Source organism: Nostoc sp. DSM 114161 (assembly GCF_052692665.1).
In genome coordinates, this window is record NZ_CP195141.1 from 7126586 (window position 1) to 7142071 (window position 15486).

The 15486-nt window shown below is 38.1% G+C and carries 15 protein-coding genes and 1 pseudogene; 13 read left to right on the forward strand and 3 right to left on the reverse strand.

Annotation, left to right across the window (positions count from 1 at the left end; genetic code table 11):
• Positions 1 to 268: 268 nt before the first annotated feature.
• The 4 genes and pseudogenes from NSTC745_RS29635 to NSTC745_RS29650 all read left to right on the forward strand — a co-directional run bounded on the left by NSTC745_RS29635 (position 269) and on the right by NSTC745_RS29650 (position 3625).
• Entirely contained in the window at positions 269 to 1279 is a 1011-nt protein-coding gene (locus tag NSTC745_RS29635; RefSeq protein ID WP_096538336.1) for an SDR family oxidoreductase, read from the forward strand.
• Positions 1280 to 1297: 18 nt separating this feature from the next.
• Positions 1298 to 1399, forward strand: a pseudogene (locus NSTC745_RS29640) (PsaJ protein); the annotation flags it as partial.
• A 269-nt stretch (positions 1400 to 1668) separates the two neighbouring features.
• Complete coding sequence (locus tag NSTC745_RS29645) at positions 1669 to 2769, forward strand: D-alanine--D-alanine ligase family protein (protein WP_445634197.1); 1101 nt, start codon at positions 1669 to 1671, stop codon at positions 2767 to 2769.
• A gap of 313 nt (positions 2770 to 3082) precedes the next feature.
• Complete coding sequence (locus NSTC745_RS29650; protein WP_445634198.1) at positions 3083 to 3625, forward strand: hypothetical protein; 543 nt, start codon at positions 3083 to 3085, stop codon at positions 3623 to 3625.
• Positions 3626 to 4361: 736 nt separating this feature from the next.
• Here NSTC745_RS29650 and NSTC745_RS29655 read toward each other — a convergent pair.
• The 3 genes from NSTC745_RS29655 to NSTC745_RS29665 form a co-directional block, all read right to left on the reverse strand.
• The gene (locus tag NSTC745_RS29655; RefSeq protein WP_445634199.1) at positions 4362 to 5294 is read right to left on the reverse strand and encodes an alpha/beta fold hydrolase; all 933 of its coding nucleotides are present in this window, start codon (positions 5292 to 5294) and stop codon (positions 4362 to 4364) included.
• 163 nt (positions 5295 to 5457) lie between these two features.
• Entirely contained in the window at positions 5458 to 5964 is a 507-nt protein-coding gene (locus NSTC745_RS29660; RefSeq protein ID WP_445634200.1) for a DUF4112 domain-containing protein, read from the reverse strand.
• A gap of 96 nt (positions 5965 to 6060) precedes the next feature.
• The gene (locus tag NSTC745_RS29665; RefSeq protein WP_445634201.1) at positions 6061 to 6960 is read right to left on the reverse strand and encodes a YihY/virulence factor BrkB family protein; all 900 of its coding nucleotides are present in this window, start codon (positions 6958 to 6960) and stop codon (positions 6061 to 6063) included.
• Positions 6961 to 7532: 572 nt separating this feature from the next.
• Between NSTC745_RS29665 and NSTC745_RS29670 the strand changes: the two genes are divergently transcribed.
• The 9 genes from NSTC745_RS29670 to NSTC745_RS29710 all read left to right on the forward strand — a co-directional run bounded on the left by NSTC745_RS29670 (position 7533) and on the right by NSTC745_RS29710 (position 15458).
• Positions 7533 to 7775, forward strand: a complete 243-nt coding sequence (locus tag NSTC745_RS29670; RefSeq protein WP_445634202.1) for a CTB family bacteriocin — start codon at positions 7533 to 7535, stop codon at positions 7773 to 7775.
• A 182-nt stretch (positions 7776 to 7957) separates the two neighbouring features.
• Complete coding sequence (locus NSTC745_RS29675; RefSeq protein WP_445634203.1) at positions 7958 to 8200, forward strand: CTB family bacteriocin; 243 nt, start codon at positions 7958 to 7960, stop codon at positions 8198 to 8200.
• Between the two features lie 183 nt (positions 8201 to 8383).
• Positions 8384 to 8626, forward strand: a complete 243-nt coding sequence (locus NSTC745_RS29680; protein WP_445634204.1) for a CTB family bacteriocin — start codon at positions 8384 to 8386, stop codon at positions 8624 to 8626.
• 172 nt (positions 8627 to 8798) lie between these two features.
• Complete coding sequence (locus NSTC745_RS29685; RefSeq protein WP_445634205.1) at positions 8799 to 9050, forward strand: CTB family bacteriocin; 252 nt, start codon at positions 8799 to 8801, stop codon at positions 9048 to 9050.
• 156 nt (positions 9051 to 9206) lie between these two features.
• Positions 9207 to 9458, forward strand: a complete 252-nt coding sequence (locus NSTC745_RS29690; protein ID WP_096538327.1) for a CTB family bacteriocin — start codon at positions 9207 to 9209, stop codon at positions 9456 to 9458.
• 320 nt (positions 9459 to 9778) lie between these two features.
• The gene (locus tag NSTC745_RS29695) at positions 9779 to 11929 is read left to right on the forward strand and encodes a peptidase domain-containing ABC transporter (RefSeq protein WP_445634206.1); all 2151 of its coding nucleotides are present in this window, start codon (positions 9779 to 9781) and stop codon (positions 11927 to 11929) included.
• A gap of 166 nt (positions 11930 to 12095) precedes the next feature.
• Entirely contained in the window at positions 12096 to 13478 is a 1383-nt protein-coding gene (locus NSTC745_RS29700; RefSeq protein ID WP_445634207.1) for an HlyD family secretion protein, read from the forward strand.
• 525 nt (positions 13479 to 14003) lie between these two features.
• The gene (locus NSTC745_RS29705) at positions 14004 to 14663 is read left to right on the forward strand and encodes a hypothetical protein (RefSeq protein ID WP_445634208.1); all 660 of its coding nucleotides are present in this window, start codon (positions 14004 to 14006) and stop codon (positions 14661 to 14663) included.
• Between the two features lie 117 nt (positions 14664 to 14780).
• Positions 14781 to 15458 (forward strand): response regulator, encoded by a 678-nt coding sequence (locus NSTC745_RS29710; RefSeq protein ID WP_445634209.1) that lies wholly within the window; start codon positions 14781 to 14783, stop codon positions 15456 to 15458.
• The last annotated feature ends 28 nt before the right edge of the window (positions 15459 to 15486 follow it).

Genomic DNA, 15486 nt, shown 5'->3' on the forward strand with positions numbered 1-15486 from the left:
AAATATGTTGCAACAATTTTCTTTATTGTCTAAATATATTATCGTTTTTTGAAAAAGGGATATCGAGGGATAATTTAGAAAAAAAATTCTTCATGATGATTGATATGTATGTTTAGAATTACCATCTGCGAAGCATTTATTACTTTGAGTATCAATAAATCAGTGAGTAAATTGTTCTTCAAATAATAGGAACTGGGGGCTGCGGGAAAGAATTTTAAACCGCAATCCCCAGTATGCAATCCCCAATGCATTTTTAGGAGTAGCGTTTATGCAATTAAAGCCAATTAATCAGCAAGTTGTTGCAGTCGTTGGAGCTTCCAGCGGTATTGGGCGGGAGACAGCCCTGCAATTTGCTAAACGTGGAGCGAAGGTAATTGTCTCTGCTCGTGGCGAGGAAAAGTTAAAGTCCTTGGTGGAGGAGATTCGAGGTTTTGGTGGTGAGGCTACCCATATTGTTGCTGATGTACAAGTATTCGAGCAAGTTCGGGCGATCGCAGATCGGGCTGTAGAGGTTTACGGACGACTTGATACTTGGGCGCACGTGGCTGCTATTGGCATCTTTGCCACTTTTGACAATATAGCACCAGAAGAATTTAAACACGTCATTGATGTAAATTTGATGGGGCAAGTATATGGTGCGATGGCGGCGTTACCTCATCTTAAACGTGAAGGGCGGGGCGCACTAATCCATGTATCTTCAATGGAAGGTAGGCGATCGCTTCCATATCAAAGTGCCTATTCCTCAGCTAAACATGGGGTTGAAGGTTTTCTGGAAGCTATGCGCGTCGAATTGCTACATGAAAAATGGCCTATCAGCGTCACAAGTATTAAGCCAGCTGTGATTAACACTCCATTCTGGAATAATGGTTTGACGAAGTTAGGGGTAAAACCGGCAGGAATACCACCTTATTACGATCCAAGAATTGTTGCCGATGCCATCCTCTATGCAGCTGAACACCCAATTCGCGATCTATTAGTGGGGGATGTAGCTAAATTACTAGATTTAGCACAGAAAATATCACCGTCGTTGGTAGATTCGTTGTTATTGCTTATTGGGTTTAATCTACAACGTAGTGATGAACCAAAATCTGAAGTTGCACCCAATAATTTTTATCAATCTGTTCGAGAAGACGACAGAATTGATGGAGATTATCAAAATTTAGTCATACCCAGCATTTCTGATTCTTTAGGTAAATTGCCGTTGTTTCAGTGGGGAACGATAGCTACAGGTGCTTTATTGGCATTACTAGCAGCACAAGTATTAAAGCACAATGGGTAATGTTAACGATATCTTTCCCTAGCAACAGTTCTTGCTGTTCTTTCAATATCAATTGCCTTTTCTATCTGGGCAATTTTTAATTACTTTCTGCCGGATCTTCTCTTCCATCCAATGCCTTAAATCAGGCCGCCATAGGTTCAAACCTAGAACTAATAGCTCAAAAAAATTGGCGATCGCTCTCATCCCTCAAGTAGAGAAGTTGCAATACAATATCTCTACTGTAAGGCCACACCCCACGATTTTTGACGATTCAAACCATGTAGAGACGTTGCAATGCAACGTCTCTACGAAGGATAGACCCTTGGCGAAGACCAAAAATTAGCGAAAAATATGGCAACTTTTGTAGGTTGTGATACGCTATCTGCTTGAGGAGTTTCGAGGTACTCAAAATGACTAAGCTGCGCGTGGGGTTATTGTTTGGCGGTCGTTCAGGAGAGCATGAAGTTTCGATCAACTCAGCACGGGCGATCGCTAAAGCCTTAAGTGCAGAGGAAAATACTAGTAAGTACGAAATACTGCCTTTTTACATCCAAAAAGATGGACGCTGGCTGGCGGGGGAAGCACCCCAAAAGGTTTTAGGAAGTGGTGTCCCACTACTGGAATCCCAAGAATCAACATCTGGGGGGTTGACATCCAACCCTCAAACCCAAACCCTCAGCCAATGGCAATCACCCTCTCAAGTTGCGGAAGTGGATGTTTGGTTTCCTATTCTCCACGGCCCCAACGGTGAAGATGGGACAATTCAAGGCTTGCTGACGTTGATGCAAGTGCCTTTTGTGGGTTCTGGGGTGTTAGGTTCGGCGATGGGGATGGATAAAATTGCCATGAAGATGGCGTTTGAGCAGGCGGAACTACCGCAGGTGAAATATAAGGCAATAACTAGAGCGCAAGTTTGGTCTAATCCTTGTGTATTTCCGAAACTGTGTGATGAAATTGAGGCAACATTAGGTTATCCTGCTTTTGTCAAGCCTGCTAATTTAGGTTCATCAGTGGGCATTGCCAAAGTGCGATCGCGTCCAGAATTAGAAGCTGCTTTAGATAATGCCGCTAGTTATGACCGACGGCTAATAGTAGAAGCTGGTGTGGTAGATGCCAGAGAAGTGGAGTGTGCCGTTTTAGGCAATGACCAACCCCAAGCCTCTGTCGTTGGAGAGATTACATACAACAGCGATTTTTACGATTATGAAACAAAATATACTGAAGGTAAAGCAGATTTACTGATACCCGCACGCATTCCAGATGCCATCGCTCGTAAAATTCAGGACATGTCGTTGCAAGCTTTTGCAGCTGTTGATGCCGCAGGTTTGGCAAGGGTAGATTTTTTCTATGTGGAAGCGACACAAGAAGTTTTGATTAATGAAATCAACACCTTACCAGGCTTTACTGCAACTAGTATGTATCCTCAACTCTGGGCACATAGTGGAGTTGCTTTTTCAGAATTAGTAGATCGTTTAATTCAACTTGCGATCGAAAGACATTCTCCTAGTTGACAAGAAAAATCAACGACTAAATTTCCAGATTATTACAGAAAAAAGTAGCAGGAAATACAGAATATAGGCAAAAGTTAACCGGATTTAGTAACCTTTATTTTACAAAAAAGTTACTCGAATCTGAACTTTTGTTACGGATACCTGATGCTTGACTCCTCCAGTACAATTTATTGACTAGAGGGGTACAAATCTGAAAGTAATCATGGAAAAAAGTCAGAGTGTACAGCACGAGCCAACCCAACTAATAGGGGCCACTCCAGAGCTGACAAACAGGAAATCGAGATTAAGAAAAAGCTCAAATGGTCTGATATATTTGGTTGCACATCATCCTTGGCTATTGTTAACTGGGTCTTTAGCTATGTTTCTCGGAGGTGGTGCCTTTGCCTTGTATAGCTTGACTAATCCTGGGCAGGTAACATCAGAAGAAACAGAAGAAGTTCCTCCAGTTATCGTAGAACAACCAATATATTCACCATCAGAGAATACTAATCCTACACCTTTATGGATGGTGGCTGCGATCGCTCTCAGTTGTGGTAGTGGTTGCTGGATTATTTTCCGAATGCTTAACCGGAAAACGCAACCGCAAAAAGCCCCAAAACAGGTTAATCGTCATTATCCACGCGTGGCAGAAGCCCGCTACACCAGATTGGAACCGCGCCTTCCCAAAAACCAGCCAATTTTTGTGCCCCAGCCACAACTAATGCCTGTGATGCAGACAGCACCTAAAACAAAGCATTTGGTGACAGTTCTACCACCAGAACACAGACACCACTTGGATACGCGCAAAGAATCATTGGCAGACTTGATGGATCTCCGTAAAGATAGTTCATTGTCTGCGATTTTACGCCAGTATTAAAATACTGTAAAGTAAAAACCTGTCAAATTAATATTTTTTGTTAATTAAGGTGACTAGGATTCCTGATTTCTCTAAGAAGTCAGGAATCTTATTTTTTAGGCTTGTTATATAGAAATTTAACGGCTTTTAAAAAGTTAAAAACCTGCCAAAATGGCAACCAGATTTGAATTAAGCAAGCTAAATTGTAGAAGATAAACGACTTCAAGGGTGTTGTTATCAGGGGCTACCAAGTAATAGCAATTCAAAATTCAAAATGACGCTCTCTACGAGACGCTACGCGAACGCGGACTCGCTAACAAAATTCAAAATTAATAAATTCATATTTTACGAGGGTTTATGGATTTAGATCTGGATCTGGCAGATAAACATCAATAATTAAGTTTGACATTTGCTACAACAGGAATATTAAATGTATATAGGCGTTGTCCTTGAACTACGCATTAGCCCCCAAATTCCAAGCAACGTGTGTATACATTCCTGTTCGCTTCAGTAGTAAATGATAGAGTGGGAGTTTGAAAGCTAAATGATATGCTTCCTCCCACTCTCTTTTTATGAGGAAGAATTCAGGAGTCATCTGAATATTTGTTTAATACTGATTCGCTTGAATACTCATACAGCAAATTGCAAACGAATATCGTCAATGCAAACCGGAAACTCTGACACAAAGAGTTTTAAAACTTCATGCTTTTATAGATTCTAACTTCTGAATTCTGAATTCTGAATTCTGAATTCTTTACTAAAACCCAGTATCTTGTAAAAATTCTATAATTGCTGTATTCAGTACCTTAGAAGCGCCAGTTGAGGCGTCATGACGGCAGTCGGGTAAAATTTGAAATTTGGAATTAGAGATCTGTTGATGTAATTTTGCACCATCAGTAGCGGGAAACCAGCTATCTTGCTCGCCCCACAAAACTAGTGTGGGACACTGAATTTTATGCAAATTATTTTGAATTTTTGCGAGCATATTTGGCTTATTTTCTTGCAAATTCTCTATTTCTTTGGCTGCTATTTGTAACTCTTCGGCAACTTTAGCGATCGTACCAGGTAGTTCAATAAACGGGTAAGTTATCCAATAAATATCTTCCTGTGTCAGAATTGAAGGATCGAATAGTACTGCACGTCTTTCTATTGCCATTATTTCTCTAAATAAAGGTGCAAATAGATATGCCAGACGCAAAGAGTCTACGGTTTGCATTATTTCTAGAGGTGTTTGGGCGAGTAACCACATAGCCCAATGGGGTAAACGTTCGACAAATATAGGGACGTTTACTACTATTAAGCGCCCAATTAATTGGGGATGTTCTTGAGCAAGAGCAAGGGCAATTAATCCTCCCAGAGATTCAGCCACGATCGCTGCTGGCTCATCACATAATGCCTGAATAATTCTTTGAAATTCAATAACTTGATGACCGTTATGTTCTCTTCTAGAGAATGGTTTTTCGGAAAAACCAAACCCTTTGGCATCAAAACAAATTACCCGAAAATATTTAGATAATGGTGCTATCAAGTGGCGCCAGTTGTAGCTCCAACTGCCCATACCATGTAAGAGAATTAGCGGTTTTCCTCTACCTTTTTCGCCATAGGCAATTTGTACGGGATACCCATGAGCATCAGTAATAATTAAATTTTGCCGCCCTTTAGGAAAAGTGGCCTGCCACCAATCTTTCATTCCTTGAATCAATAATTTAATTTCAGAAGTCAGGAGTCAGAATTCAGGAGTCAGAATGAATGTAATATCAAGGTTACTATTGCTTTTGAATTTTATTAAAATAATTAAGCTTGAGTTTTGGAGTCTTCTGAATTCTGAATTCTGGATTTTAAATTTCAATAATTTAGCTGCCGCTGAACGCACTCCACAGGATTCTAATTAGTATAACGGGTAATGCTACTAAGGCTATGGAGATTAGCAACAATCCGACCAAAACAGCAATGATAAACCACTTATCTGCGCTCTTTTGCTGGCTGGGAAATTTTAAGTGTTCTTCCAATAGCTTGAGATTGTGATTATTCGCTGTCCAAGCAACATCAAAAAAGTCTCCGAAAACTGGGATAGCACCTACCAAGCCATCAATGATTACATTCAGAACCATTTTGCCTAAGGTGGGTCTAGATACACCCAAGCGTGCTGCTTCTAAAATAATGTAGCAAGAAAACATAACTCCTAAAAAATCACCACCAATAGGTAGTAATCCTAAAATTGGATCGATACCAATGCCAACTTGAGTTCCGGGAATAGTAATAGCATTATCCAGCACCCGACTAATCTGGCGGAGGCGCTTTAAGGTAGGTGCTTTGGTATCGGGTTCAATCATGGAAGACCGAAAAGAGGAATCTGGCATGGGAAGCGATCGCTTATTTATATTCAATCGTTAGACATTTTACTCTTGTCTTGAACTTTTGCAAAAGTTTCTTCCAAAATTTATTTTTAATATTTGTTAATATTTTTCGGCAGATTGCGGCTGTACTTTGGAACGCATATCTTCGCCGACAATCACGTTCAACTGGTCGCCGATTAACATTACAGCAGCACTCATCGACAACCAGAGCATCAAAACTATTACAGCTCCAACTGCACCATATACCTTATTATAATTCCCAAAGTTTGCGACATAAAGCCGAAATAGGGCAGATAACATAGCCCAGAAAATAGCTGCTAAAATCGCTCCAGGCATCATTGGTGTGCCTGCGTTCCACACACTCGGCCCGTAGCGATAGATAAAGCCAAAAGCGTAAGCAACAATACTTAAAGCTAAAGGCCAGCGTAACAACTGCCAAATATCGAACAAGAAGATTAAAGAAGCATTTTCACGTGCTACCATTCCCAACAGCCAATCGCTGGTAAACACTAACAAAGAAGCCAACACCAAAAGTAATATAGTACCGAGTGTTAATCCCAAAGAAACAAGTTTAGCTTTCCAAAAAGGGCGTATTTGTTCTGAGGGAATTTGATGGATTTGGTCGAGGGCTGTCATTGCAGTACTGACTGCACCAGAAGCAGTCCAAATTGCTAATAAAAAGCTTAGAGAAAATAAACCACTGTTTTTGGAATTGGTAATTTCTGTAGTGGCAAAATCGCGAATCAGAAGCAAAGCTTCTTCAGGTAAAACTTGACTCAGTTGCGCTGCCAATTGTTTAAAAGTGTTTTGTAAAGATTCTGCCAATAAGCCAATAGCTGTAATCAAAGCAAGAATCGCTGGAAACAAGGACAACATAGCATTGAAAGCAATTTCCGAGGCTAGTCCAAAAAGTCGTGTTTCCATCGTCCTGGCGAAAGTTTTTTTCAATGTGCGCCAATTGAGGTGACGAAAAAAGCGAACAAAACGAGGCTTAAACATAACTACAGTAATTAACAACTCAAATGATATTGGCACACGCAGATAATATCATGTGCAGTTGGAAACTTATCATTTCAACTGGCTGACGGTCTATACAAAGTCTTTGGGTAACGCAATCAAATAGAAGTTTTATATAAGGCGATCGCTAACCTAATTCCATTGAGTATTGTAACTAAAATTGCAACCTTGGTAAGAGGATATCTGATTTGGCAAGGTGATTTTGGTTACACAAATGAGTTTAACCTCAAATGAATAATCAGCAAGAACAAAGATCCAACGAACATTGGGGGTGTATAGTTCTCCTACAATGACCAATTTTGTGACTAATCATTCTCAAGGCAGAATCTAAAAATATTAGTTTTATCTAAGCGTATTTTTCAGACAGGCTACTTTCTTAATCGTGCAACAACTTTTTCTGAGCATGGTAATTAACTGTGCGGAAAATGTAAATGACTCACATCGTTAGTGACCTATATCGTATTAAACAAGCGGCGAGTTGAGCAGCCAATCACAAGGCAATCAACTAATAGCTAATCCCATTTCATCAAATCAAGATTACGAGGTTTCTAACCATGTCGAACGTATTGTTTACAGAATTATCTAACGAACAACTAGAAGTTGTAGCTGGTGGTGTTGATTTCCAAATCGATGCAACTTTTTATGATGCAAAAGAAAACGTTCTCAGTGGCGAAAGCAGTTCCGATCCTAGTGGTAGCGCTGCTACCTCTGCCGGTACTTCTACACAGATTGAAACTGCTGGTCTAGCTTTCTTAGCCTTGGGAGCTAATGAACTTCCTACTATAGAAGGGCACTAATATTAAGTTAACCAACTAGAAAAGCCAATGGGCTAATACGTGAGTTCGCTGAAAATAGTTTGATGAAAAAAACTTAGAGATTTTAACTCTAATACTCATAAATCAAATTTTAACTTTTCGATTGCGAACTCACGTTACTAATCGTTGAAATTTTTCAAATCCAAACTACGAGGTCTCTAACCATGTCGAACGTACTGTTTACAGAATTATCCAACGAACAGCTAGAAGTTGTAGCTGGTGGTGTTGATTTCCAAATCGATGCAACTTTTTATGATGCAAAAGAAAACGTTCTCAGTGGCGAAAGCAGTTCCGATCCTAGTGGTAGCGCTGCTAGCTCTGCCGGTACTTCTACACAGATTGAAACTGCTGGTTTAGCTTTCTTAGCTTTGGGATCTCATGAACTTCCTACTCTAGAAGGGTACTAATAATAGGTTAACCAACTAGAACAGCCAATAGGTTAATACGTGAGTTCGCTGAAAATAGTTTGATGAAAAAAAACTTAGAGATTTTAACTCTAATACTCATAAATCAAATTTTAACTTTTCGATCGCGAACTCACGTTACTAATTGTTGAAATTTTTCAAATCCAAACTACGAGGTTTCTAACTATGTCGAACGTATTGTTTACAGAATTATCCAACGAACAGCTAGAAGTTGTAGCTGGTGGTGTTGATTTCCAAATCGATGCAACTTTTTTCGCTGCAAAAGAAAACGTTCTCAATGGCGAAAGCAGTTCTGACCCTCATGGTAGTACTGCTAGCTCTAACGGTAGTTCTACACAGATTGAAACTGCTGGTCTAGCTTTCTTAGCCTTGGGATCTCATGAACTTCCCACTATAGAAGCGCATTAATATAAGGTTACCTAACTAAAAAAGATAATGAACTAATGTAATACGTGAGTTTAATGAAAAGAAATTAGACATCTTAATTTAATACTCATAAATCCAATTTCTACTTTTCAATCAGAAACTCACATTATTAATAGTTCAAGTTTTTCAAATCAAAATTGCGAGATTTGTAACTATGTCGAACTTATTGTTTACAGAATTATCCAACGAGCAACTAGAAGTTGTAGCTGGTGGTACTGATTTTCAAATCGATGCAACTTTTTACGATGCAGACCGAAATGTTCTCAGTGGCGAAAGTAGTTCCGATGCTAATAGTAGCGATGCTAGCTCCAACGGTAGTTCTACAGATATTACAACTGCTGGAATAGCTTTTTTAACCTTGGATGCTGATGAGATTCTTGATATTTCAAAAAAATACGGTCATTAAACTGAGCAACTAAAAGCAGTAATCAAGTAATACGTGAGTTCTATGGAAATAGTTTAGTAAAAGAATAAACTAAACTTTCTATATTTTTATAGCTAATATGAACTCACGTAAATAATTCTAAAATTTCATTGAATTTCAATTACGAGGTTTGCGGCTATGTCTGGCGAATTGTTTAGAGATTTATCTGATGAACAACTAGAAGTTGTAGTTGGTGGTGCCGATCTTGCCCTAAATACTACTTTTTATATAGCTAGGGAAAATATTCTCAGCGGCAGTAGTTATTCTGGACCAAATGGCAGTACTGCTAGTTCTTATGGTAGTTCTAAAGAGATCGCAACTGGTGGGTTAGCTTTTTTGGCTTTAGATGTGAATCACATTAACGATCTTTTAATAGATCGATTAAAATAATTTACCGCAAGCTTCGGCTAAAACTCAGCAGCATTGACATGAAATTATCGATAAACTCGAACAAAAATTGATAGGAAACTTTTCACTTATGACCCATAAGAATACGATTGTATGGGTCATCTTTTGTTCGCTGTTATCAGGTAATAATTCACTAATTACAACTCAAAATTAAATTTTATTCATTCCAAAAACATAACAACATGCTGACAAAATTTCATAGTATTAGTACCGTTTTTGGTCAATTCAAAACTCTTCAACTTTCGATTGTTTAAATTTTTTGCGGTGCGGCATTAGTTGTCATTATGTAGAGTAATTTACCTATGAAATACCAGTTTGTGAAACAGCATAGCAAAGAAGACTGTGGAGCTGCTTGTCTTGCTGCGATCGCTAAATATTATGGACGTACTTTTACTCTCAGCCGTATCCGGGAAGCGGTAGGTACTGGACAATTTGGAACTACTTTATTGGGGCTGAAACGTGGAGCAGAGACACTTGGGTTTAATGCTCGTCCAGTGAAAACTTCGCCGGAACTTCTCAATCGAATGAATGAGGCACCGCTACCAGCAATTATTCACTGGAAAGGGAATCATTGGGTTGTTTTATATGGTAAGAAAGGCAAAAAATGTTTAGTTGCAGATCCAGCGGTTGGTGTGCGTTATCTTTCTTTAAAAGAGATAGCTGAAGGCTGGACAGATTGGTTAATACTGTTATTAGAACCCGATCCAATACGCTTTTTTGCTCAAGACGACGATAAAGTTGGCGGATTTTGGCGTTTTTTCAAACGTGTTTGGATTTATCGGGCGATTTTAGCTCAAGTTTTGCCTTTGAATTTAACGTTGGGTTTGCTGTCTTTAGCTTCTCCTTTTTTGCTGCAAATTCTTACTGATGATGTGTTGGTTAGAGGCGATACAAAATTACTGACTACTGTAGCGATCGCTGTGGTAGTAATGAATATTATTTCTCGTAGTCTTTCATTTGTACAATCTAACTTAATTGCTCACTTTGCTCAACGTTTGCAATTAAGTTTAGTTCTGGAGTTTGGGCGGCAAATTTTACGATTACCCCTCTCTTATTACGAAGCCAGACGTAGCGGCGAAATTGTCAGCCGCCTGCGAGATATTAGCCAGATTAATCAGTTAGTTGCCAGCTTAATTATTACTCTGCCAAGTCAATTTTTCATTGCTGTAATTTCTTTTAGCTTCATGGTTTTCTATAGCTGGAAACTCACGGTAGTTGCTGTATTTATTGCTATGATGATGAGCATATCTACCATAATATTCCAGCCGACTTTGCGGCAAAAAACTCGCGAACTATTAGTTCAAGAAGCAGAAACACAAGGAGTTTTAGTAGAAACATTTAAGGGCGCTCTAACTCTCAAAACCACCACATCTAGACCACAATTTTGGGACGAATTTCAAAGTAGATTTTCTCGTTTGGCTAACGTGACATTTAGTACAATCCAAATTGGGATTATCAATAATACCTTTTCTGGCTTTGTTGCGGGTATCGGCGGGGTGATTTTGCTCTGGTTTGGCGGTAATTTAGTAATTAATCCCGTAGAAAACCTCAGCATTGGTCAGCTGCTTGCTTTTAACTCAATGAATGGTAATTTTCTAGGATTAATTAGTACTTTAATTAGTTTTGTCGAAGAATTTACGCGGGCAAAAACAGCTACACAACGCCTCACAGAAGTTATAGACGCCACTGCTGAAAATGAGGGCGATGAGATAAAGGCTTTTGCTGAAATACGCAGTGGTGCTGATATAGTTTGTACAAATATTAACTTTCACTATGCTGGTCGTCTTGACTTAATAGATAACTTTTCTTTAACAATTCCTGGTGGCAAAGTTGTTGCCATTATCGGCAAATCTGGTTGTGGTAAAAGTACTTTGGCGAAATTGATTGCTGGGTTATATCCATTGCAATCTGGCAATATTCGTATTGGACTTTATAACATTCAAGACCTTTCTCTTGATTGTCTACGTCAGCAGGTTGTCCTTGTTCCCCAAGAGCCTCATTTTTGGAGTCGTTCGATTATTGAAAACTTTCGCTTAGGCGCACCGCATGTTACGTTTGAGCAAATCGTCAGAGCTTGTCAAGTAGCTGAAGCTGATGAATTTATTAATAATTTGCCTGAGAAATATCAAACTGTTTTAGGTGAATTTGGTGCAAACATCTCTGGTGGGCAACGTCAAAGATTGGCAATAGCAAGAGCTATTGTCACAGATCCGCCAGTTTTAATTTTAGATGAATCTACCGGTGGACTCGATCCAGTAAGTGAAGCACAAGTTTTAGATAAATTGTTTCAACATCGCTGTGGTAAAACTACGATTTTAATTACTCACCGCCCAAAGGTAGTTAATCGGGCTGACTGGATTGTATTGCTAGACCAAGGCAAGTTAAAGCTTCAAGGTTCTTTGGAAGATTTGAAAACAAAACCAGGAGATCATATAGACTTTTTAATACCTTGAATCAGAATTTAAGAGTCAGAATTCCTAATTAAAGTTTTGTTTACTAATAAATCTGAGATTTGGTGTGATAGTGAATTTTTCATACTTCTTGTCTTCAATCTGATAATTGTACAAAATTCATTCTGAATTCAGAATTCTGACTGTTTATTTAATTATTAGGAGAAATATGCTTTATACCCATAATCAAAAGTTTGTACCATCGCTTGAAAAGGATGAATTTCTTCCTCCTATTAATACTTGGACATCTTTAGCTGGAGCGTTACTTATTGGAACTATTGGTTCTACGATCGCTCTTTCTTCATGGATTAAATATAATGTCATGGTGGAAACTGCTGCGACTATTCGTCCAATCGGCGATACTAAGCTAGTGCAACCAGAAATGGAGGGAACTGTTGAAAATATTTTTGTGAAAGAAAATCAAATTGTCAAAAAAGGAGAAGTCATTGCTCGTCTGGATACGCGACAATTACAAATCAAAAAAAGTCAACTTCAAAGCAATATCGAACAAAGTAGAGTACAAGTAATTCAAATTGATTCGCAAATTGCAATTTTAGATACTCAGATATTAGCTGAAAAAAGATTTATAGAGCGGAGTGTTTCTTCTGCAAAAGCAGATTTGGCACGCAACCAACGAGAGTATCAAGAACAAAAAGTTTCTACCCAAAGTGAATTGTTAATTTCAGAAGCTAGTTTGCAAAAAGCCAAGGCAAATTTACAAAAAGCTCAAGCAGATTTAGACTTTGCCCAAATGGATAGCGATCGCTATGAACAACTAGCAGAAACTGGAGCAATTGGTCGGCGGGAGTTTGAGCAGAAAAAATTAGTTGTTGAACAGACTAAATTAATACTCGAATCGGAAAAAATATCTATTGAAATTGCTAAAGCTAAAGTACAATCAGCCCAAGCTATAGTCAATCCCAGTATGGCAAAAATTGCGATCGCCGAAGAACGGGTTTCCCAAGAAATTGCTAGAGGTGAAGCAACTATCGCCACTTTAAACAAAGAAAAACAAGCTTTAATGCAGCGACGAGTGGAAATGCAAACCCAACTCAAGCAATATCAAAAAGAAGTTCAACAAATTGAAACTCAACTCCAAAACAGCATTATTCGCGCTACTAGTGACGGTACAATTCTCAAACTCAATTTGCGAAACCCCGGTCAAGTTGTGGGTGTTAGCGAATCTATTGCTGAAATTGTTCCTCAGGATGCTGCTTTGGTGATTAAAGCGATGATTCCCACAGCAGAAATTCAAAAAGTTGCAGTTGGTCAAAAAGTGCAATTGCGAATTGATGCCTGCCCATATCCTGATTATGGTACTCTCGAAGGTGTTGTTACTAGCATTTCTCCAGATGTAATTATACCTGTGGATAGCAAGACCAATACTGGTTATTTTGAAGCCACAATTCAACCGAAAATGCTCAAATTTGGTAATGCTAAAGTTCAATGTCACATTCAATCAGGGATGAATGCAAAAGCTAATATTATCTCCGAAGAAGAGACAGCATTACAATTCATGCTGAGAAAAGCCAGATTAGTCACGGATATCTAAAAATACGAATTCAAAATTCAGGAATCAGAATCAGTTAGTAGAGGATTTCAACCCGCTACTAATTTTAGACAACTAAATTTCAAGAGAGGTATGGTGCTTCACAGCTTCTAATTCTACGGATAAGCAAGCCATATCCGGTAGTTATACAAGATACCTAACTCAATTCTGGTGACCGACCCTTTTATTCTTTCTTGTTAATAAGTAATTTTGAATTCTGCTTTATCTCTAGTATTTAACTATCATAGCTCCTTCTTCCGTGTTTATTTCAGGGAAGAGAATTTTGTCTTTTTTAAATGTAGCAAATACAGTGAATTTAATCTAAAATTTGCTAATGATACATTACAAAATATTGATAAATTCTCATGGTAATTTTGGCAATTATTTTGTACGCGTTGGCATTTTTTTGGATTAAATATGCCGTGGGTTGCATAAAACTTTTTTCTGATGCTACTAAAATAGCTGACATAACAATATTATGTGAGCCTGAACTTGTGTACAAAAATTATACTTTGAATTGTCTACGTTATGTCCCTAGTATGGTTTCTGACATCTTATCAGAGAATTCAACGTTCATTGCAATGGTGGTCTGGTAGACAGTCGATCAAACTCTTTGTGGAAGCAGAAAAAATTCGCGATGATTTGTTACAGGAATCTTTTACCATACGTCGCAATTTAGATTTGTTGACAGTAGATAATCTGAATGTATCGGATAATAAAATTCAAGAATGCTTAAAGCAAATTGACAATTTTCATCACTCTTTAGTGCAACTTAGCGATCGCTTATTTCCAGCATCCCTTCAAGACAGTTTTCCGTTAGCTATTGAGTACTTATTAGAACCTTGGTTAGTATCCAATCCTCAGTTATATTTTCAAATCGATTTGCCCCTTTATTGGCGGCATGAGCCAGCGGAACGCAGCCTGGTTGTATTAACAGCTTTAAATGAGTTACTGACCATAACTTTAGCAGAAGTTCTGGCATTAACATCAATTTATATCAACTTAAAACAACAAAAGACTATTGGTAAATTAATTGTAGAAATCACTTATTCTAATGTATCTACATTTTTTCTCCATTCTAGACTACCAGAATTAAACTATCTTTGTGAGAGTTTTCAATTACTAACCTCAGGTAAATGTTTTAGCCGAACTAATAACTTGAGGATTACTTGGCATTTTTATTGGTAGTTATTATATTTATCGATAAATTTCACATATTTCTTTATATTTTCATAAAAATAATTAGTTATTGTAGATAATTATCAAGATTTTTTAAATAAGTAGCTAATCAGCAGGCTGTAAATTATGAAACAAGAAATGTCCAAAAAGTCGTTGCTGAAAATTTTAGTAATTGATGACCATGAATCAGTTCTAAGTGGAACAGTAGATATTTTACAAAAACATTATCCTGGTGCTGAAATTGTCACTGCTATAAATGCTAATAATGCTCTCAATAAAGTCAGTAGTTTACAGCTAGATCTTGTAGTTATGGATCTTTCCATTCCAGAAAATTATGGAATCACAGCGCGACCTGACACGGGCGTTCAACTACTCAGAATTTTGATGAAGCACTATCCTAATTTAAATATTATTGTCCAAACTGCTCATGTCAGAACATTAGTGAGAATTAGACCTGATATTGATAGCCATAAAGGAGGTTTTACAGTCGCTGATAAAAGTCTTTCCACCCAAGAAATGTTGACTAGAGTTGATTGGGCATTACAGGGATTAACTCATACAAAAGATATTAAAGGAATTTATTCAGGATTAGAGTTTAAACCAGAGTGGCTTAGAGTATTGACCTTAGCATTTGAAGAAGGATTACAAGACAAAACTATTGCTGAACGAATGTGTATATCTGAACGGATGGTGCGTCATTACTGGAGTAAGCTACAAGATGCTTTAAATGTTTATCCTGATGAGGGTAAAAATATTCGTATTCAAACTGAAATCCGGGCTAGAGAAGAAGGTTTGATTGATTAGTTTGTTATGAATATTTAAGGGCTTTTTG